General features: G+C 61.4%; 15 protein-coding genes and 1 tRNA gene. 3 read left to right on the plus strand and 13 right to left on the minus strand.

Annotated elements, in window-relative coordinates; all coding sequences use genetic code 11:
• Positions 1-3 precede the first annotated feature (3 nt).
• Positions 4-912, plus strand: a complete 909-nt coding sequence (locus tag ADA16_RS00965) for a 3-methyladenine DNA glycosylase (RefSeq protein WP_204369608.1) — start codon at positions 4-6, stop codon at positions 910-912.
• Between the two features lie 97 nt (positions 913-1,009).
• Complete coding sequence (locus ADA16_RS00970) at positions 1,010-2,635, plus strand: hypothetical protein (protein ID WP_048758454.1); 1,626 nt, start codon at positions 1,010-1,012, stop codon at positions 2,633-2,635.
• A gap of 143 nt (positions 2,636-2,778) precedes the next feature.
• On the opposite strand, the gene ADA16_RS00975 is transcribed toward ADA16_RS00970, so the two are convergent.
• The 5 genes from ADA16_RS00975 to secA2 all read right to left on the minus strand — a co-directional run bounded on the left by ADA16_RS00975 (position 2,779) and on the right by secA2 (position 8,205).
• The gene (locus ADA16_RS00975) at positions 2,779-3,282 is read right to left on the minus strand and encodes a MerR family transcriptional regulator (RefSeq protein WP_172620271.1); all 504 of its coding nucleotides are present in this window, start codon (positions 3,280-3,282) and stop codon (positions 2,779-2,781) included.
• Positions 3,283-3,692: 410 nt separating this feature from the next.
• Positions 3,693-4,334, minus strand: coding sequence for a bifunctional nuclease family protein (locus tag ADA16_RS00980; protein ID WP_048758456.1), 642 nt, complete (start codon positions 4,332-4,334; stop codon positions 3,693-3,695).
• A gap of 38 nt (positions 4,335-4,372) precedes the next feature.
• Positions 4,373-5,131 carry a MerR family transcriptional regulator gene (locus ADA16_RS00985; RefSeq protein ID WP_048758457.1) on the minus strand — a complete coding sequence of 253 codons (759 nt, stop codon included), beginning with the start codon at positions 5,129-5,131 and terminating at the stop codon, positions 4,373-4,375.
• Positions 5,132-5,202: 71 nt separating this feature from the next.
• Positions 5,203-5,628, minus strand: coding sequence for an oxoglutarate dehydrogenase inhibitor Odhl (gene odhI, locus ADA16_RS00990; RefSeq protein WP_048758458.1), 426 nt, complete (start codon positions 5,626-5,628; stop codon positions 5,203-5,205).
• 297 nt (positions 5,629-5,925) lie between these two features.
• On the minus strand, positions 5,926-8,205 hold the full coding sequence (gene secA2 / locus ADA16_RS00995; protein WP_048758459.1) for an accessory Sec system translocase SecA2: 2,280 nt from the start codon (positions 8,203-8,205) through the stop codon (positions 5,926-5,928).
• A gap of 219 nt (positions 8,206-8,424) precedes the next feature.
• Here secA2 and rraA point away from each other — a divergent pair, with 219 nt between their 5' ends.
• Positions 8,425-8,898, plus strand: a complete 474-nt coding sequence (gene rraA, locus ADA16_RS01000) for a ribonuclease E activity regulator RraA (RefSeq protein ID WP_048758460.1) — start codon at positions 8,425-8,427, stop codon at positions 8,896-8,898.
• Between the two features lie 102 nt (positions 8,899-9,000).
• Here the strand turns inward: rraA and ADA16_RS01005 are convergent.
• From ADA16_RS01005 to scpB, 8 genes are all read right to left on the minus strand, one after another.
• Positions 9,001-9,074: transfer RNA gene (locus ADA16_RS01005), tRNA-Pro, on the minus strand.
• Between the two features lie 86 nt (positions 9,075-9,160).
• Positions 9,161-10,138, minus strand: coding sequence for a PASTA domain-containing protein (locus ADA16_RS01010; protein ID WP_048758461.1), 978 nt, complete (start codon positions 10,136-10,138; stop codon positions 9,161-9,163).
• Between the two features lie 157 nt (positions 10,139-10,295).
• Positions 10,296-12,644 (minus strand): bifunctional cytidylate kinase/GTPase Der, encoded by a 2,349-nt coding sequence (gene der, locus ADA16_RS01015; protein WP_048758486.1) that lies wholly within the window; start codon positions 12,642-12,644, stop codon positions 10,296-10,298.
• A gap of 96 nt (positions 12,645-12,740) precedes the next feature.
• Positions 12,741-13,592 carry a pseudouridine synthase gene (locus tag ADA16_RS01020; RefSeq protein ID WP_048758487.1) on the minus strand — a complete coding sequence of 284 codons (852 nt, stop codon included), beginning with the start codon at positions 13,590-13,592 and terminating at the stop codon, positions 12,741-12,743.
• Between the two features lie 370 nt (positions 13,593-13,962).
• Positions 13,963-14,652, minus strand: a complete 690-nt coding sequence (gene bioD / locus ADA16_RS01025) for a dethiobiotin synthase (protein ID WP_048758462.1) — start codon at positions 14,650-14,652, stop codon at positions 13,963-13,965.
• Positions 14,653-14,720: 68 nt separating this feature from the next.
• Positions 14,721-16,103 carry an adenosylmethionine--8-amino-7-oxononanoate transaminase gene (locus ADA16_RS01030; RefSeq protein WP_239659294.1) on the minus strand — a complete coding sequence of 461 codons (1,383 nt, stop codon included), beginning with the start codon at positions 16,101-16,103 and terminating at the stop codon, positions 14,721-14,723.
• A gap of 329 nt (positions 16,104-16,432) precedes the next feature.
• Entirely contained in the window at positions 16,433-17,566 is a 1,134-nt protein-coding gene (locus ADA16_RS01035) for a hypothetical protein (RefSeq protein WP_048758463.1), read from the minus strand.
• 453 nt (positions 17,567-18,019) lie between these two features.
• Positions 18,020-18,634, minus strand: coding sequence for an SMC-Scp complex subunit ScpB (gene scpB, locus ADA16_RS01040; RefSeq protein ID WP_048758464.1), 615 nt, complete (start codon positions 18,632-18,634; stop codon positions 18,020-18,022).
• Positions 18,635-18,703 lie beyond the last annotated feature (69 nt).

Here is an 18,703-nt window from a genome sequence, read left to right on the forward strand (position 1 = left end):
CCTATGCCCAATCCGTCTTTCGATTGGCGCGAAGCCAAAGCAAGACATATCGCCCGCGTCGAGGCTCTGACCCGCGATCACTTGTCTCGTCGCAGCCGTGGCCAGCGCCACCCGGTCTGGGACTTCATCTTCGAGTACTATCCCGTCAAACCCGGTCAGCTCCGCCGATGGTCACCGGGTATCGGCGTGAACCTGCCCGGTGCCACGGCCAAGGACATTAGTCACCTAAAGTTCTTTACCCTCGACACGGACGACGCTCCCGACAGCCCTGCCGACAATGAGCGCACCGATACCGCCTCCGGGACAGCGCGCATGGATGTTGCGGCGTACGTCGATAAGCGAGGCACGACGGTGGCGTACATTGGCAACCTGCTGCGTTCGACGCGCGCGAATCCGGCGCATTTTGACTGCTTTGGTCTGCATGAATGGGCGATGGTCTATCGCCAGCCCGAGCATCGTCATCCGGAGCCATTGCGGCTTGGTCAGGCGGGTACGGACGAGGTTGTCGAGGCCCACACAGTGCGGTGCACGCACTTCGATGCCTACCGCTTCTTCACGCCCGACGCCGTGCCGCTCAACGAGTTTGCGCCCACGCGCGAGACACAGCCGCACTGTGAGCAGATGGGCTGTCTACACGCGAACATGGACTTGTATAAATGGGCGACCAAGCTTGGCGAGGCCGTTCCTGGCGACCTGTGGCTGGATACTTTCGAGCTCGCGTGTAGTGCCCGTGAGCTGGACATGCGTGCCGCTCCCTATGATTTGCGCGATTGGGGCTTTGCTCCGATTCGCATCGAGACGCCCGAGGGCAAGGCCGAGTACGTTCGCCGCCAGCGTGAGCTCAGCTCGCGCGCCGATGTTCTACGCGGCCGTCTTCTCAAGGTGGTAGATGTCGCTCTGTCCAGCCAGTAGAGTTGTCAGCAGTTACGTGCGCGTTTGTGCTTTACGACGAGCACTGCTGCGAGTCGACAGTGCCGAGCACACTCAGCATAGAAAGGGCTAGAACGACATGGGACGACACGCCTCGGGTGAGAACAACTATCGAGTGGCTAAGGGGCCGTTTATTGCCGTCTTGGTCGTAATTGTCCTGGTGGCCGCAGTTTTTGCCTGGGTCAATCTGCGCAAGAGCAACGATTCGTCGATTGATGCCGACCGTGAACGGTGTACGAAGGGTGACCTGACGCTCGTAGTGACCGCTGATCCTGCAGCGGTGGGCTCGGCGCAGAAGCTCGTGCAGGACTATGGCGAGTCGAATCCCGTGGTAAGGGACTTTTGTGTGCGACCACAGATTACTGTGGCAGGTTCCCAGGAGGTTGTGAACGCCCTGACAGAGGCTGAGGGTGCTGAAACTGGTGAAGGGGCACCGGAGGACCCTGCTGCGGATTCAGGTGCGGAGGATCCCTCTGAGGGTGATGTCGGTACCGGAATTATGACGCCGGGCGTCTGGATTCCCGCCGACATCTCCTTCGTGGACCAGGCGAAGAACTCGGACAAGGTCAAGGTCAACGACCCCAAGGTGTGGCTGCCACCGATTGCCGGCGGCGTGGCCTTCACAACCAATCGTGCCGACCAGCTGAGCAACGCCACCTGGGAAGAGCTAGCTGGATTGCGAGTGGCCGCACCCGGTGGCTCCGATGCGGCACTGTCTGCCGTGGTCAGCGCTCGACTGGGAGATGGCCCTGATGCCGCTCACGAACGCGCAGACTTGGGCGCGGTCTACACCTCCAATACCCTGCTGACCATGCTTAGCCAGAATGTCGCCGACTTCGACGGCGTGGCCGCGACCCAGCCCATGCTGCAGATGGCCGGAGAGGGGCTGAAGCTGGTCTCCCCTGCGGATGCACCTCAGCTGCACGCACCAGTTGTCACCTTCGGCTCTGGCGGCAAGATTGATGAGAAAACTGCTCGCGCGGCCGAGGACTTCCGGAACTTCGCGGCAGATCACGGCGCCGACGGCGAAGCTAGTGAGAGCACCTTCAGCCCTAAAGTAGCGGAGAACTTTGGAGTGCTCTCGCAGATCCAGACGGACTCCTTTGCGCTGCCGCCAGCACTGGAGCAGCCGGATGCGCAACAGCCCGCAACTGCGGTAGGCTCGGCGCTCCTACTCGCTGACACCTCCGATGGCGTCGATGTCGGGGCGCTATCCGCTGCTCTGAACGGCGCTATCGATGCCGCACCTGGTGGCCGCTACGGCCTGTGGACCTTCGCGCCGGAGGTGAACCGCCTCGTGGAGCTTCCCGCCCCCGAAGACGAGGCCAACAATGGCGCAGATGCCGTAAAAGGCGCGCTGGTTGAACTTCCGGCCGGTGGTGAGGCGCAGTTCTGGCCAGCACTTATCGACGCCTACCAAGCCGCCCGCGACACCTACTCCCCCGACAAGCCTAATCGTCTCGTTGTGCTCACCACCGGCCGCGATGCCTCGGGCGTCGATGCCGCCGAGTCGGTCGAGCGAATTAAGGAACTCATTAGCCCGGACCGCCCGGTAACGATTGAGGTCATCGTGCTTCCCGACGGCGACAGCTCCATCCCCGAGTTGCAGGAAGTAGCGAATATGACCACTGGTTCCCTGCGCATTGCGGCTGACTATGGCGATGGCCTGGCCTCTCAGTTGGCTGCGGCAATCGGTACCGAGTAACCAGCAAAAACCGCCTCCATCTGGTCCAACCTCGGGAGAGGAAAACGGAACCAGTTGTGGAAGGCGGTTTTCTTTTAGTTTATTTGGCTTGTCCTAGCGGCAGCAGTCGCAGCAACGCCGCTATCTAGCCGTATCGTTGGCTGTTAGGAGATGCGGCGGCGACGGCGCTCAGCCAGCTCGTCGATGCCAGTACCTGGGTTCTCCTGAGTACCGTCGATACGCTCGGATGGGAAGGAGGCGATGGTGCCAGTCAGTTCCTTCATAATGCCCGGGACAGCAATGCCGAACACGCCCTGACCACCGTTGAGCAGGTCGATGACCTCTTCATTAGAGCGGCACTGGTAGACAGTGCGGCCGTCGGAAACCAACGTAATGGTAGCTAGATCGTCGACGCCGAGGTCGCGCAGACGGTCAACAGCCAGACGGATGTTCTGCAGGGAGATACCGGTGTCCAGCAGGCCGCGGACAATCTTCAAAACGAGGATGTCCCGGAAGGAGTACAGACGCTGGGTGCCTGAACCCTTGGCAGTGCGAATCGAAGGTTCCACCAGCTTGGTGCGCGCCCAGTAGTCCAGCTGACGGTAAGAAATGCCCGCTACCTGACATGCGATGGGAACGCGGTAACCAACCTGCTCGTCCGGCCCCATGTCGAACAGGGATTCTTGCACCGCGCGTGGCTCATGCGAGTCCGACGCACGGAGCTCATTGTCACCAAAGAGCGAACCGCTGTTGTCGTCGACCATATAAATTCTCCCGAGGTAGTTTCACTGCCGTTATTTATCTTTCGCCAAGGTTAATCGGCTGTCAATACAACGCAGTACGACACGCCGTATCTCTAAACCTAAAGTTGAGGTTTAGAGTTCGGCGCTGCGGTTTGCCCAGCTCAAGCACAATCTGGAGGTAAAACCGCAGTACGCGATGAAACTATAACTTAAGAAAAATTACCCCTTTTATGGGGCAATTCAGCGATATACCGGAGCAAAGAATCGCCACAACCATCTCAAAGATTGTCAGATTTTCACTTGAGTCACACTGTTAACAGGCGCTCTCGGAACTTTTAGCGGTCGTTATCGGAAGCCGAGTCGGAGCTGCCGTTGGCTTCCTCGTCCGACTCACTGTCAGCGCCATCAGCCCCGTCGGCTCCGCCTTCAGACTTCTTACCCTCCGCATCACCATGTGGCTCCGCGAAGTAGTCAGCATCAATACTGTCGAGAAATTCCGCGAACTCTTCCACCGATGCCTCGACCGAGTCGGTCTCAGCGCCGTCGGCAAGCGAACCGCCATTAGTTGCGACTAGACGCGCCGCTACCGACGTTGCGTCCAGCACGTCGCGCGCGACATAGAGCGGAACTTCTAGCTCGCTGGCGATAAGAATGAGGTCAGAGGGGCGCATGTCAATCTCTGCGCCGCCTTCAAGCACCAGGCTGGCGATGAAAACGCCCTCGTGCACGCCCGTAATCTGACCGCGCAGGGCGCTCTGCCCCACCATGTCCAGCGTATCGACGAAGACCTCATGCATCCCCGGGCGGCGCTGCGTAGCGCCGGTCTCACGGGCGGAGTACTCCGTCGCAGTCGCCAGATCAATCCAAATCGGGATAATCCGGTTGGCCTCTTCGGCGTGCAGGAGCAGTACTGGATCATCCTCGGGAGGATGCGCCATCCAGTCTAGAAACTTGACTTCTACGAGTTTTTCGTCCATAACAGCGATAATTGTAGCGAGCTGCGGTTAACGCGGGACTACTTCCCCAGGTCCTTGTTTACCTGGCGCTTGACCAAAGTGCCGTGCAGCGTAACCATCAATGCGGTCATCTCACGCCCCATTTCCACGGCCTTCTGTTTGCCACTGGCCGCACGCGACTTGCTCAGCGGGCTAGCTGCCAGCGACACCAAATCCGCCTCACGAGCGGCAGCAGTGCGCACAGTCTTGAGGTGGCGGGCATCCAAACCGAACTCAGACAGCTTGACTGCCGTCTCAGTGATTAGCAGATCATCGCCATCGAACATGTTCAGCGTGTCCGGTGTAATCAGACCGACACGAACCAGCTCCGTGATGAACTTCTCGCTAGCTCCAGTGCGCTCTGCCAGCTCCGCCTGCGTCAGCGATACCACTGCAGCTTCGCGGAACTGATCAGCCGTCACCAGCGGGGTGACCGATGCCAGGCCATCGCCGCCAGCATTGCCCGCATCAATTTCGTCGAGCTGTTCCTTAATAACCTTCAGCGGCAAGTAATTATCGCGCTGAACAGTCAAAATGTAGCGCAGGCGGTCAATGTCCGCCTGACTGTAGCGGCGATAGCCCGAGGAGCTACGCGACGGGCACAGCAGCCCCTCCGACTCGAGAAAACGAATTTTGGACAGCGTTACATCAGGGAACTCAACCTTGACTTCCTTCAGCACAGCACCGATGGTCTTCTTCTTGCCCACCGAGCGTGCCTGCTTCGCAGTGCTTTCCGACGAAGCCGGCTGCGAAACCGCTGATTTGTGTACTGCTGCCACTGGTCTTTTCCGAGCCTTTACAAAAATAAGGGGGTTAATGCCGACAGAGGTCGACACTAACCGATGCCGAATTAGTTACCGATAAGGAAGACGAGGCGGAACTTACCGACCTGGACCTCGTCACCATTAGCCAGAGCCGCGGAGTTCTTCGGCTCGCGGTTAACGTAGGTGCCGTTCAGCGATCCCACGTCGACAACCTCGTAGGAGTCACCGCTCTTGCGGAACTCTGCGTGACGACGGGAAACAGTCACATCATCGAGGAAGATGTCGCTGTCCGGGTGACGACCAGCGGTGGTAACTGCCTGATCGAGCAGGAAACGCGAACCCGCGTTTGGCCCCCGCTTGACGACCAGGAGTGCCGAGCCTGCCGGAAGTCCTTCAACGCCGGAGACTGTGGAGTCCGTGTTAGAGCTGGACTCCATTTCCTTCAGCAAATCTGCACGGAAGACCGAGGTGGTCTCGACCGATGCCTCTGGCTGGCCGCTATTGCTAGTCATATCTTTCCCTCCGGGATAACCTTGGGCGATTTACTCGTTACTTTTTAGATAATAGCGCCCCAACCGCTTTCGTGTTGTTATCTAATCCCAACTACGTTGTGACGCAGCTCACCTGCAGGGTATGTACAACATGATTGATATGGGTAAATACCGATATCCGAGCGCTTTCTGCGTGGGTGTACCTAGGCCGGTCACCTGAGAAATATTTTCAAATTGTTACCAACCCGTGGTTGCAGTTCACCTAGATTCCCAGGCGACCACGCCACTCCCGGCCTCCGGCAACCTCGCGGCATTCATCTACCTAAACATCGCTGCAATCGAGCCGACGACCGAGCCGCCGCCATTGCTCAGTGGATTGTCGTTGACCATGTAAGTCCACGTCGAGCTCGGGCGAGCAAGTCCCGTATCCTCCAGGTGTACACCTTCGCTGTCGATTTCGACCTCTTGGAAGGTCTGCACCGACTCTGTGACGGCATTGTTCACCAGGTTCTTAAAGGCGCCGATGGCGGCACGGTGGAACTCATCAATCGGGCTCTCCTTAGCCAGCGCGCGCAGGTGAATCGACTCCCGCAGGTCGTCCAGATCCGCCAGGTGGTCCGACCATCCACGGTCCAAATGGCTCAGCATAATTTCCCGGGCAGCATCCTCGGCGACGTCGCGCCCGACTGCGGCTTCGACTTCCTTCGCCCGCGCCGATGCCAGCTTCGACAGCTCGTCCCAGGCAGCGGTAGTAGTAAGCAGCTTCTCTCGGCGTTCATCCAGAATCTCGCGCTGGTCGCCGATGAGCTTGTTGTACTTCCATGTCGTCGCATGAATCGACAGCATGGTCGCCTCTGTCACCCGCTGCGCGCGGTCGATGAACTGGTAGGCCCTCTTATCGCGGACGCGGCCATCATCCTCAGGCAGTACACTCAGCGTCTCACCGGCAGCACCTTCGGAAATCACCGGATCATCCAGCGAGACAAAGAACACCGACGAGCCCGGATCGCCCTGACGTCCGGCACGGCCACGCAGCTGGTTGTCCAGTCGGTCGGTGCGGTGCTTGCCCAGGCCAATAACGCACAGGCCACCGCGCTCAACTACCGCATCGCGGTTGGACTCGTCTGCCCCGCCGAGCCGGATGTCGGTTCCTCGCCCGGCCATCTGAGTGGACACTGTGACGCGGCCAGTATCGCCAGCATTGGCGATGACTTGAGCCTCCAGCTCGTCGTTCTTCGCATTGAGCACTGAGGATTCGATTCCGCGCAGGACCAGCGCATCGGCCAGCCGTTCCGATTCCGCCACGTCACGGGTGCCTACGAGTATTGGTCGACCAGTGCCGTTGAGTTCCACGACCTCGTCGACAAGCGCGGCGAACGCGTCATCGGTGGTGGCGTAGATGCGGTCGGGCTCGTCGTCGCGGATGCATGGCACGTTGGGTTCGATGACGGAGACGTGGAGTCCGTAGAACTCGCGAAACTGGTCGCCCGCGGAGGTGGCGGTGCCGGTCATGCCGCAGGTGATGTCGTAGCGGCCGACGAGTTGCTGGATGGTCATGGAGTCTAGGATGCGACCGCCCTCCGAGACTTGCAGGCCCTCCTTGGCCTCTACCGCCGCCTGTAGACCGTCCGGCCAGCGCTGCAGTTCCGCCACGCGTCCCTTCGAGGCGTCGATGAGCTGTACCTTGCCGTCGCGCACGATGTAGTCGACATCGCGCTGCAGCAGCTCGTGGGCGTGCAGTGCGACGTTGACCTGAACCAGGGTGGTGCCGACGTGTTCGGCGTCGTACAGCGAGCTGATGCCGAGCAGCCGTTCGACGCGCGCAGCGCCGGTATCGGTGAGGAATACATTGCGGCGGCCTTCGTCAACGGTGTAGTCATCGCCGAGCTGCAGGCGGCGTACCACGTCGGTGATCTGCCCGGTTGGTGCGGTGCCAGGCTCGTTGCCGGCAAGCACGAGCGGGACTAGCGCTTCATCGACCAGCACGGAGTCGGCTTCGTCGATGATGGCGACATCAGCAGGCGATTGCACGCGGTCTTCGATGGTCGGCGCGCAGCGGTCGCGCAGCACGTCGAAGCCGAGTTCGTTGACGGCGGCGTAGACGATGTCTGCCGCATATGCTTTACGACGCTCCCCCGGACCATCCTGCGGCGAAATAGCCGCGACGGTGAGCCCAAGGAACCCGAACAGCGGTTGCATCCACTGCGCGTCGCGGCCTGCGAGGTAGTCGTTGACGGTCACGGAGTGCACGCGGTGGCCACGCAGGGCGAACCCGGCTGCAGCCAGGGCACCGGAGAGAGTCTTGCCTTCACCGGTGGCCATCTGGACAACGTCTCCCTCCATGAGCGCCAGCGCGCCTTGCAGCTGTACATCGAAGGGGCGCATGGACAGGGTGCGTTGGGAGATTTCGCGGAGCGCGGCCAAAAGCTCCGGGGCATCAGTGGAGTGTTGGCGGGCGAAGTCGGCGAGGTCGGCGTCGGAAAGCGCTTGTACCTGTGGCTCGAGCTCAGCGGCGCGTGCCACCAGCCCTACGCTGCGTTTTTGGTTGCGCCCCTGCTTGCCGCCGAGAGCCTTCCAAAACCAATTAAACCCAGCCATCTTTTACCCTTTCCTGCGCACGTGTGGTTGTCGGCGCGTTCTGACTCACCAGCGTAATCAATCTGGACCAGTCTTCGGAGTATCAATCGCTGCCAGCGAATTTGCACCATATGTCTTTAGTCACATCTTGAGTTTGAAACAATGGAGTTAACACTTGTTGCGAGCACTTTCTTGCAAGTATTTTCTTGTGATCATTTTTCGGAAGGACTTGAATCCCCTATGGCAATCGAATTCATCCCCACTGCTGACCTGGTTGACGAAATCGGCCCGGACGTGCGTTCCTGCGATACCCAGATGCGCAACCTCGGCGGTCGCCTGGAGTTCTGTGGCAAGATCTCCACGGTCAAGTGCTTCCAGGACAATGCGCTGCTGAAGAAGGTCCTCTCCGAGCCGTCTGAGGGCGGCGTGCTCGTCATCGACGGTGACGCTTCTGTCCACACTGCGCTGGTCGGTGACGTGATTGCGGGGCTCGGCAAGGACAATGGCTGGGCTGGCGTGGTCGTCAACGGTGCAATCCGCGACTCGAAGCTGATTGGCGAGATGGACTTCGGCTGCAAGGCGCTTGGCACCAACCCGCGCAAGTCCACCAAGACCGGCGAGGGCGAGCGCGATGTCGTTGTCTCCTTCGGCGGCATTGACTTCGTTCCGGGCGAGACGCTCTACGCGGACTCTGACGGCATCGTCGTGCGCTAGTGCGCTAGTGCGGTGCGATAGACGGCACACAAACCGTAAGCAATAGCCGTAAACAAAAACCGCCGCCTCCCGGAATCTTCCAGAAGACGGCGGTTATTTTTGTCGGGCTGACCGGATTTGAACCGACGACCCCCTCACCCCCAGTGAGGTGCGCTACCAAACTGCGCTACAGCCCGTGTGCACGAAAGTGCAACGAGCTATAGGTTACATCATTGGTGTTTGAAGGCGGAAATCGCCCTTGGCCCCTGCCCTGCCTGCCGCGTTACTGCAGGTAGATGGTCACAGGCGTGGATGTCTCCGCCATCTGTCCCTCCGGCGGATCAATCGAGGCAACCTTGCCCATAATCGCGGCCACAGAATTGGTCGGATTGCCCTCTGCGTCAACGACGGTCACGTTCTGGTAGCCGTTGGTACGCAGTTCAACCTCAACCGATGCCGGGCTCTTGCCCACAACTCCCTGCGGGATAGTGCCCCAACCGCTGCTGCGCTCACCGGGCCCCGGAATCGCTGGCGGCGACTCACGAAGTTGGTCCAGCTCCTGCTCGAGGCGCTCACGGGTGTCATTAATCGTGCCCGACGGGTCCACACGGTCCAGCGGGCTGGTCGTGGTTTCTTCAGGCGAGGTTGTCGTCGGCGTCGGGCTTGACGACGTCTCCTGCGTCGGCGCCGCCGTGTTGTCCTTATTGTCCTCGGTTCCGGAAGTAAAGGACAAAACCAGAGCTACCAGCGCGACGACAGCTACCATCGCGGCGATGGCCACGATGGCGACGGTCTTGCCCCAGCCCTTCTTGGAGTCATCGTTGCCGCGGTTGTCGCCATTGTTCGGGTCTGCGTAACCGCCTGCGCCACCTGCAGCATACTGCTGGGTCTGGCCTGCCTGCTGGCTCGCCTGACCATAGCCGCGCTCTTCTTCAGACAGCGGCGCCCAGTACTGGCCACTGCCCTGCGCGCCACCGCCTTGCGCCCCGGCACCAGCACCTGCACCGGCACCGCGGGAATCATCAAATCGCGTTTCATCGCCACGCTGCAGGAATTGCGTCTCAGAGGAGTCGCCACCGAAGTATTCGGTCGGCTGCTCGCCAGCGAAGTCGGCGTCTGGGTTGTACCCGCGATATCCCCCGTCCCGCGGAATGTAGCGAGTCGCGGAGTCATCGCCGTACGAGCTTGAGGAATCGCGCCCGTAGCTGTTGTCTCGGCCATCGTGCTGAGAGCCGTCACGGTTGTTGCCGCGCCTGACCATTGTCAGTTCTCCTTATCGCTAATTTACTAAAACTCCAAAATGCCAACGAAAAGCCCAAAATGCAATTGCCTAAATCACATTTTGGGCTTTTCTCAGCTCAGTTCGAGCGACTAGCAGGGCTTAAAAACACGTCCCAGTGGCGCTTCCTAGCAGCTTCCTACCGGCGCTTCTTCTTTTCGCGGACACGCACCGCGATGCGCACTGGCGAGCCCTCGAAGCCGAACTCTTCGCGCAGCTTGCGCTCCAGGAAGCGACGGTAACCGTGCTCCAGGAAGCCGGTGGTGAACAGCACAATCACCGGCGGGCGCGAGGATGCCTGGGTGGCAAACAGCACGCGCGGCTGGCGACCGCCCCGCAGCGGTGGCGGGTTCTGCTGCATAATCGCGCGCAGCCAGGTGTTCAGGCGACCAGTGGAGATGCGCTTATCCCACGACTCCACAGCCTCCAGCATGGCCGGCTCCAGCTTCTGCACGGCGCGGCCAGTCTTGGCGGAGATGTTCACACGACGAGCCCACGGCACGTGCGAAAGCTGCTCTTCAATCTCGCGCTCGAGAAGATCGCGGCGGTCCTCATCCATGAGGTCCCACTTGTTGTAGGCCACCACGAGTGCGCGACCGGAGTCGATAATCATGCGCAGCACGCGCTGATCCTGCTCCGTGATCTGCTCAGACGCATCGACCAGGAAGATTACGACTTCGGCGTTGTCAATGGTCGAACGGGTACGCAGCGAGGCATAGAACTCGTGGCCCTTGGCGGTCTTGGTCTTCTTGCGGATACCCGCGGTATCCACAAAACGCCACAGCGCCTCGTCCATCTGCACCAGCGAGTCCACCGGGTCAACCGTGGTACCAGCCACGTCGCTGACCACTGCGCGGTCTTCACCGGAGAGCTTGTTCAGCAGCGAGGACTTGCCCACATTCGGCTTGCCCACCAGCGCCACGCGACGCGGCCCGGTCGGCAGCGACTTCGCGCGCGGCACCTCCGGGAAAGCGGCCACGACTTCGTCCATCACGTCGGCATTGCCACGGCCGTGGAGGGCCGAGGTTGGATGCGGCTCGCCAAGCCCGAGGGCCCAGAACTCCGCGACGTCGCCAAGCTGCGAATCCGACTCAAACTTGTTGGCGGCGAGAATAACCGGCTGCTCTGCGCGCTGCAGACGGCGGGCCATGACCTCTTCCGTGGCGGTGATGCCGACGGTGGTGTCAACGACCATGACAATCACATCGGCGGTCTCCATGGCGGTCTCCGCCTGACGAGCAATCGCCGCATGCATACCCTTGGCATCCGGATCCCAGCCGCCGGTGTCCTGCACCCAGAAGCGACGTCCGCCCCATTCGCCCAGGTAGGAGATGCGGTCACGGGTCACGCCCGGGAAGTCTTCGACAACTGCTTCACGACGGCCAATGAACCTGTTAACCATGGTGGACTTACCAACATTCGGTCGTCCCACAATGGCCACGGTCGGAAGAGCTTCTTCCTCCTCGTCGCTCACGCCGAGCGCTGCGAAGGCGTTTTCCAACTCTTCCCAGTCGGCATCGTCGTCGATCTGGCCGGTTTCGGCGCGCTCGATGGCTTCGGAGATGATCGTCTCGTGGTCGGCAATCGTGCGGTCGATGAACTCGTCTGCGCTGGTGTGGCTACCTGCAGTGCCCGGCGCGTTTTCGCTCTCCACGTTTGCTACCAGGTGCCCGGCGGTGTCCTCGTCAGCGTCCTCGAAGTCGCCGTCGTAGTCCTCGTAGTTCTCGGAGTCCTCGGCGCCCTCGTAAGAGCCCTCGAACTCTTCGTTGTCGACATCGTCCCAGTCCATGGTGGACCCCGGGTAGCCGGCCTCAACGACATCGAGGACGTTTTCCACGACCTCGTCGATGTCCATCTCAGAGGTGTCCAGAATGAACGCATCCTCGGCTGGCTTCAGCGGGGAGGTCGCACGGTTGCTGTCGAGTTCGTCGCGGCGGATGACGTCGGCAAGCACGGTGTCGTAGTCAGCCTCACGACCAGCGGCGATGTCCTGGTCGTAGCGGCGGCGGGCGCGGACTTCGGCGGAGGCGGTCATGAAGATTTTCGCCGGGACGTCCGGGAGAACGACCGTGCCGATGTCGCGGCCTTCCACCACACAGCGCACAGCCGATGCGGCCAGTGAGCGCTGGAGTGCGACCAGGTTGGTGCGCACGGCCGGAATCGCGGAGACCGCCGACACGTTGCGGGTGACCTCCGGGCCGCGGATCTCGCCGGAGACATCCTCGCCATCGAGGAGGACAGCGGTGGAGTTCGGGTCATCGGAAACTTCCAGCGGCAGGGCGGCCGTCGCCTTGGCCACGGCTTCCTCATCTGCCGGGTCAATGCCCTGGCGCAGCACCCACAGCGTGGCCACGCGGTACATTGCGCCGGTGTCCAGGTATTTTGCGCCCAGCTCGGTTGCGACCATCCGGGAGACAGTCGACTTGCCAGTGCCGGAGGGGCCGTCAATGGCAACCAACAGCATGTCGTCAGTGTTCTGCTCGCTCATGTGGGCTCCTTCAGCTCCTTGTTGTTCGGCTGCGTGTTGTTCGGCTGCGCCATTTGCAGCTGCGTGGTTTTCTTCGTTCTTTTTCACTAGTGCCATTTACAGCCCCACCGCGTTGTAGAGGGAGGTCAGCTCAGCGCGGTTAAGTGCGCGGAGGGCACCTGGGGTCTGCTCGCCCAGCTGGACAGTGTGAATCTTAGTGCGCACCAGGCGCTCGACTGGGTAGCCCGCGGTCTTGAGCATCCGGCGGACGATGTGCTTGCGGCCCTCGTGCAGCTCGATGCGGACGATAGAGCGGCCCTGCCAGACATCGATGATTTGCGCCATGTCCGCCTTGGCGATGCCATCATCGAGCTCGATGCCCTTTTCCAGCTCGCGCATTACCTTGGGGTCGACCTCGCCGACAACGGTGGCCATGTAGGTCTTGGTAACCTCGTAGCTTGGGTGCATCAGGCGGTTGGCCAGCTCACCGTCGTTGGTCAGCAGCAGCAGCCCCTCGGTGGCCGCGTCCAGACGACCAACGTGGAAGAGACGCTGACCAGCGCTAATCTTCTCACCGATGATGTCGCCCACACACGGACGATCCAAGTCATCGTGCATGGTCGACTGCACACCACGCGGCTTGTTCAGGACGAAGTACTGCATGTCCTCGTTGACGATGACACGGGAACCATCAACGCGAATCACAGACGTGTTCGGGTCCACCCGCACGCCCTGTCGCGTCACGATTTTGCCGTCAACCTCGACGCGGCCTTCGTCGATAAGCTTTTCCGCCATACGACGCGACGCCACGCCTGCCTGCGCGAGCACCTTCTGCAAGCGCACGCCCTCGCCTGCCTGGCTGTGAGCGCGCTTGCCCGAGCTACGACGGTCGGAGTCCACGTGCTGGTGGCGCGCCGGGCGGGCGTTGGATACGTAGATGTCCTTCGCGTGGACGTTGGAGGTCTCCATCTTCGCGCCGCTGTCATGGCGACTGCGATTGCGCTGGGCGTTAGTGGAGCCATGTGCGCGGTTGGAGTGATTGTTACGGTTCTTGTGTGCCGGTGTGCCTTCTCGGCGAGCGGGTTTAGCCACTTGACCTACATCCTTTTCAAGCGTTGGAGATTGTTCTGTTTGTTAGAACTTCAGCGCCAGGCGACGCTGTTCTCTCCCCCGTGGGCCCAAAATGGCCGGTGGAAGCAGGTTAATAAAGAGAATTACAGAGAAAGCCTCGCGCCTTGTCGTTTAGTCACCTTAGCACGTTTCTCGCAAAACACCAGCTTAACGACGTCCTGCGCGACCTCTACTTCAAGGCGCCGCCAGAGCTCCCCTACAGCGCCCCTTAAAGCGCTGCGGCCCACTCACGCACGCCCGGCAGCCACTGCGAAGCTTTCGCCACAAACTCCTGCCGACCCAACCTGCCCGCTCCCGCCTGCACCGAACCCAGCAGCGGCACCCCGGTGATGCGCGGCAGTTCTTCCAGGTTGGTCTCGATAATTGGATCGACCTCCGTCGGCAGCGAACCGCCCACCAGCGCCGTGACATTGACCCCACGGCCCCGCGCCACCTCGACGGTAAGCTCCGCCTCGTTCAGACAGCCCAGGCCCAACCGCGTCACGACCACCATCTGGCTCCCCGGCAGCAACGCCGCCAGCTCCGGCAGCGCCCAATCCTCGCCGAGCCGCACCAGCAAGCCGCCCGCGCCCTCCACGAGGACAACGCGGTTCGGCCCGTCGATAAGCTTGATCTTCTCCGCAATCTTCGTGGCGGTCGGCAGACGCATTCCCGCCCGCTTAGCCGCCGCCACCGGCGCCATCGGCTCGGGATAACGCTCGAAACCATGCAGGTTATCGATCCCCGTCAGCTCCGCGACAGTGTCCAAATCACCGCCGTCAGGGCCCGGAAATCCGGTCTGAATCGGCTTGACGACGTGCACCTCCTTGCCCTCCCCGCGTAGTGCCGCCGCCAGGGCTGCCGTGCCGATGGTCTTTCCAATATCGGTACCGGTGCCGGTGACAAGGACGATGCTCATGGTGGATTATGCTCCTTCTGCTTGTGGTGGTGTGTTGGTTGTGCTTCTTGTTGTGACGCTTCGCTGCGCTACCTACGTTTTTCCTCCGCGGCGACGATGGCGGCGATGGCCTCGCAGATACGGTCGACCTCGTCATTGGTGCTGATATACGGCGGCATGGTGTAAACCAGCTTGCCGAATGGGCGCAGCCACACCCCGGCATCAACAGCCGCTGCGGTGGCCAAGCCCATGTCCACTGGGCGCTGCATCTCCACGACACCGATAGCACCGAGAACACGAACATCGGCCACGGCATCGCTGCTGGCTAGGGGCTGGAGCTGGTTGCGGAGTCGGGACTCGATGCGCGGGACATCCTCACGCCACTGCCCTTCTGCAATCAGGTCGAGCTGCGCACACGCCACCGCACAGGCCAAGGGGTTGCCCATGAAGGTCGGACCGTGCATGATGCCTCCGCCTGGGCCACTAGAAATGGTGCGGGCCACGTCGGCGGTCGTGAGGGTGGCTGCGAAGCTCATAAAGCCGCCGGTCAGCGCCTTGCCGACACACATAATGTCCGGCACAATCCCGGCCGCCTGCGTCGTGAAGAGGTCCCCAGCACGGCCGAAGCCGGTGGCAATCTCATCCGCGATGAGGAGAATGCCATGCTTGTCACACAGCTTCCGGAGTCCCACAAGCAGCTCATGGTCATGGAACCGCATGCCACCAGCGCCTTGGACTACCGGTTCAATGATGACGCCGGCGACGGAGTCGTCGATAAGCGAATCGAAGTGCGCGAGATAGCGTGCGCGTTCCTCTTCGGTTGCGCCGCGGGCGGGTGGTTTGTCGGCGAAGACCTGCGGAGTCCACTGCCCCGTCCACAGCGAATGCATGCCGCCCTCGGGGTCGCAGACGGTCATGGGCGCGCGGGTGTCGCCGTGATAGCCACCGCGCCAGGTGGCCAGGCGGGTGCGCTCAGGATGCCCTTTGGCCTGCTGATACTGCAACACCATTTTGATGGCGACCTCGACGGAGACCGAGCCCGAGTCCGAGTAGAAGATGGCATCGAAGCCGGGGCCTGCGAGCTTTAGGAGCTTTTCCGCCAGCTCAATGGCCGGGCGGTGTGTCAGTCCGCCGAACATGACGTGCGACATGGTGGTGGCCTGCTTCTTCGCAGCTGCGACCAGCTTCGGGTGTGAGTGGCCGTGACAGGCGGCCCACCAGCTACTCATGCCATCGATGAGGGCGCGACCGTCAGCCAGGTGGAGGTAGACGCCCTCTGCGGATTCGACCAGTTTGGGCGCGACCGGTGACGGGATGGGGCCGTATGGGTGCCAGATGTGGTCAGCGTCGAATTGGGCCAGTGCGGCGGCGGATGCTGGTGCAGGCGGCTGTGTGGGCGACTGGGTTGCCGTCTGTGAAGGTGGCTGGGCGTGCTGCTGGGTTTGCGGCGGGGTGGTTTCCGAGGCTGTCATGATACTCAAGCATAGTACCTGTACAGCACCGGACTTGAACACTGTTCGGGGTTGGTGTTTGGGACTGAGTCGGTGCTTGGCTAGGACTTCCTAGGGGCTTCCAGCGAGCCCGGCGAGCCTCGGCGAGCTTCGGCGACTTTACGACAGCTACGTCACCTCGTGGCAGCTGTGGAGGTGGCATGAGGTGACATGGGTGTCGTGAAGTGGAGAATTGGCCTGCGGATGGCAGCGGGCGCGGGGAGCGAGAGCGGAAGCAGGAAGCGGGAGCGGCAGTGGCACCGCCAGCGGGGCCGGCAGCGCCAGCGGGCCAAACCCGACAAACTAGCCAGCTAGTACAACCGCCCCGCTTGGCTCCACACCTGTCGGCGACGCATAGCCAGCTCGGCCGCCTTTCCTGTGATCATGATGGGCGGCCGAGCGAAGGCGTAGTTACCGCTGTAGCGGTTCCCGCCATTTGCTAGGTGACGCCGGATTTCCGCGGCCGCTTGCCGCAAGGTGGCTACGGCCGAGCCGTCGAAAAGCTGTGACCAAACAATTCGGATGACATTCAGTCCGATGTTCTTCAGACGTTTTTCGCGCTCCAGCTCCTTTGCGATTGCCACCTGCGTGTCCGCAACCCCGCCGTCGGTGTATTTCATACGGCCATCAAACTCGACCACCAGCCCAAGTTCGGGGAGGTAGAAGTCCACACGCGCGATGAAGCCACGCTCATCCCGAAAGGACACCTGCTGAAGCAACGGAGCACGAGAATCATCGACGGCGGCTATGCCCGCCTGAACGATTGCCTCCTTAGTAAGCGATTCTCCAATACTCTCCGACAACGCTGTCGCTTGCCGCAGCAACCTCCTGGCCTGCGCATTCCCCGGAGAACGGGGATAAGCTGCCAACGTGGCCAACAGTTCCTCGGTATCGGTGTGGCGCTGGAGGGCGGCGTCGGCAAGCACTAGTGCATTGTGCGGGGTACGAGAACGGCAGACATCGATGACAGACTTTGGGACATCGGTGATAAGGCGGCCATCGACTTCCACAATGTCCTCGGGGAGAATCCGGCCGGAGACGCGGAGGAGGCGGCTGTGTGGCCGATATGGGCCATTCGGTGTGCTTCGCGATTGCCCGTGCGTGCGGCCGGAGTTGGCTATTGCGATGGGAGTGTTGTGGGTGAGCAGAGGTAAACCGTGGAGAGCAGCGGCGGCGTCACGGGTGATTACGGTGGCGGTGCCGCGATGAATGAGCGCTTTGATTTCCAGGACGTAACGCTCGGTGCTGTTTAGGCTGAGCCACCTGTCGACTGGCACGTACGCGCCGTGTGCGAGCCGCAAGAGGCTGCCGGGTTTGACCCGCTGGTGGAGATCTCGGTCAGAGTGCTGGCCGATTCGGGAAATTGCGAATGTGCTGGGGCGGGCACACTCGCGCTGCTGGCCGGTACGGATGATGTCATCGGCGTCGTAGATCCACTGCGGCATCGGATTGCGCTCCTGAGGTCCATGCAACTACTGGTTGGTGGGTGGTGTGTGCTGGGCGGTGCGAGTGGTTGCGTGTTTGTGTGTTTGTGTGTTTGCGAGTGCTACGTTCTCATTTTTGGGCTCACACGGAGGGCCAGGAGGTGTCGATTTGGCGTTGGCTGTGGATGGTTTTCAGTTTTCGGGAGTTATCCACAGGGCGTGCGGTGCGTGTGGTGGGTGCGGTTGGCGCAACAGGGAGCAAAGACCCGCAGTGCGCAGTGAGCGGCAGTGAGCAGCCCCTAAACGCGACTTCACGACACCTATGGCACCTCGTGCCAGCTGTGGAGGTGGCATGAAGTGACACCCATGTCGTGAAGTGGATCAATAACCGTGAAGTGAATCCAATACCGGAGTAAGGCCCGCTATACCCCACCACGCCCGCCACGCCACGCCTAGCCCCCCTCCAAGCCCCGCCTAGTCCAACGGCTCGTCGATCAAGTCGACCTCAGGCAGCAGCGGAGCCAAGTCAGGCAGCTGGTCCAGCGAATCAATCCCCAAAAGCTCCAGGAACAGCGTCGTCGTAACGTAGAGATGCGCACCAGTTGCCGGATCCTCTCCAGACTCAGCAATCAGACCACGCGCGACCAGCGTGCGCATCACACCATCAACATTGACACCGCGCACACCGGAGACCTGCGCGCGCGTGGCAGGCTGTCGGTACGCCACCACTGCCAGGGTCTCCATAGCTGCCCGTGAGAGCTTCGACTGCGAGCCGTCCAGCAAGAAGCGCTCCACCGCGCTGGCGTGCGCGGGAGCTGTGTAGAAGCGCCAGCCCTCATCCGTTTCACACAGCTCAATGCCGCTGCGGCGCGCACGGTATTCGTACTCGATCTCGCGAAGCACGTCACGGATATCGCTTGCGGAAACATCCAGCGCCCGCGCCATATCCTCCGCCGCCACCGGAGTATCAACCACAAGCAGAATCGACTCCACGCCTGCTCGCAACGGGTCAATGGGCGGCAACTGCGCCGAAGAAGCAGACGCAGACTCCGTGGCCTGCTCGGATGGTGCGGAACTGGTTTCGCTCATGCGCGTCAGATTACGCAACCTCCCGCGCCGGGCGCTAATTAGTGACCACTAATCAGTCAGGCCAGCCCA

The sequence above is a fragment of the Corynebacterium vitaeruminis genome, from assembly GCF_001054325.1.
Lineage (GTDB): Bacteria > Actinomycetota > Actinomycetes > Mycobacteriales > Mycobacteriaceae > Corynebacterium > Corynebacterium vitaeruminis_A.

What these genes read in the sequence shown, in the direction of transcription:
- ADA16_RS00965 (WP_204369608.1), top strand. Translation starts at nt 4, where the DNA reads ATGCCCAATCCGTCTTTCGATTGGCGCGAAGCCAAAGCAAGACATATC.
- ADA16_RS00970 (WP_048758454.1), top strand. Translation starts at nt 1,010, where the DNA reads ATGGGACGACACGCCTCGGGTGAGAACAACTATCGAGTGGCTAAGGGG.
- ADA16_RS00975 (WP_172620271.1), bottom strand. Translation starts at nt 3,282, where the DNA reads ATGGGGCCGGACGAGCAGGTTGGTTACCGCGTTCCCATCGCATGTCAG.
- ADA16_RS00980 (WP_048758456.1), bottom strand. Translation starts at nt 4,334, where the DNA reads ATGGACGAAAAACTCGTAGAAGTCAAGTTTCTAGACTGGATGGCGCAT.
- odhI (WP_048758458.1), bottom strand. Translation starts at nt 5,628, where the DNA reads ATGACTAGCAATAGCGGCCAGCCAGAGGCATCGGTCGAGACCACCTCG.
- secA2 (WP_048758459.1), bottom strand. Translation starts at nt 8,205, where the DNA reads ATGGCTGGGTTTAATTGGTTTTGGAAGGCTCTCGGCGGCAAGCAGGGG.
- rraA (WP_048758460.1), top strand. Translation starts at nt 8,425, where the DNA reads ATGGCAATCGAATTCATCCCCACTGCTGACCTGGTTGACGAAATCGGC.
- ADA16_RS01010 (WP_048758461.1), bottom strand. Translation starts at nt 10,138, where the DNA reads ATGGTCAGGCGCGGCAACAACCGTGACGGCTCTCAGCACGATGGCCGA.
- der (WP_048758486.1), bottom strand. Translation starts at nt 12,644, where the DNA reads ATGAGCGAGCAGAACACTGACGACATGCTGTTGGTTGCCATTGACGGC.
- ADA16_RS01020 (WP_048758487.1), bottom strand. Translation starts at nt 13,592, where the DNA reads ATGGAGACCTCCAACGTCCACGCGAAGGACATCTACGTATCCAACGCC.
- bioD (WP_048758462.1), bottom strand. Translation starts at nt 14,652, where the DNA reads ATGAGCATCGTCCTTGTCACCGGCACCGGTACCGATATTGGAAAGACC.
- ADA16_RS01030 (WP_239659294.1), bottom strand. Translation starts at nt 16,103, where the DNA reads ATGACAGCCTCGGAAACCACCCCGCCGCAAACCCAGCAGCACGCCCAG.
- ADA16_RS01035 (WP_048758463.1), bottom strand. Translation starts at nt 17,566, where the DNA reads ATGCCGCAGTGGATCTACGACGCCGATGACATCATCCGTACCGGCCAG.
- scpB (WP_048758464.1), bottom strand. Translation starts at nt 18,634, where the DNA reads ATGAGCGAAACCAGTTCCGCACCATCCGAGCAGGCCACGGAGTCTGCG.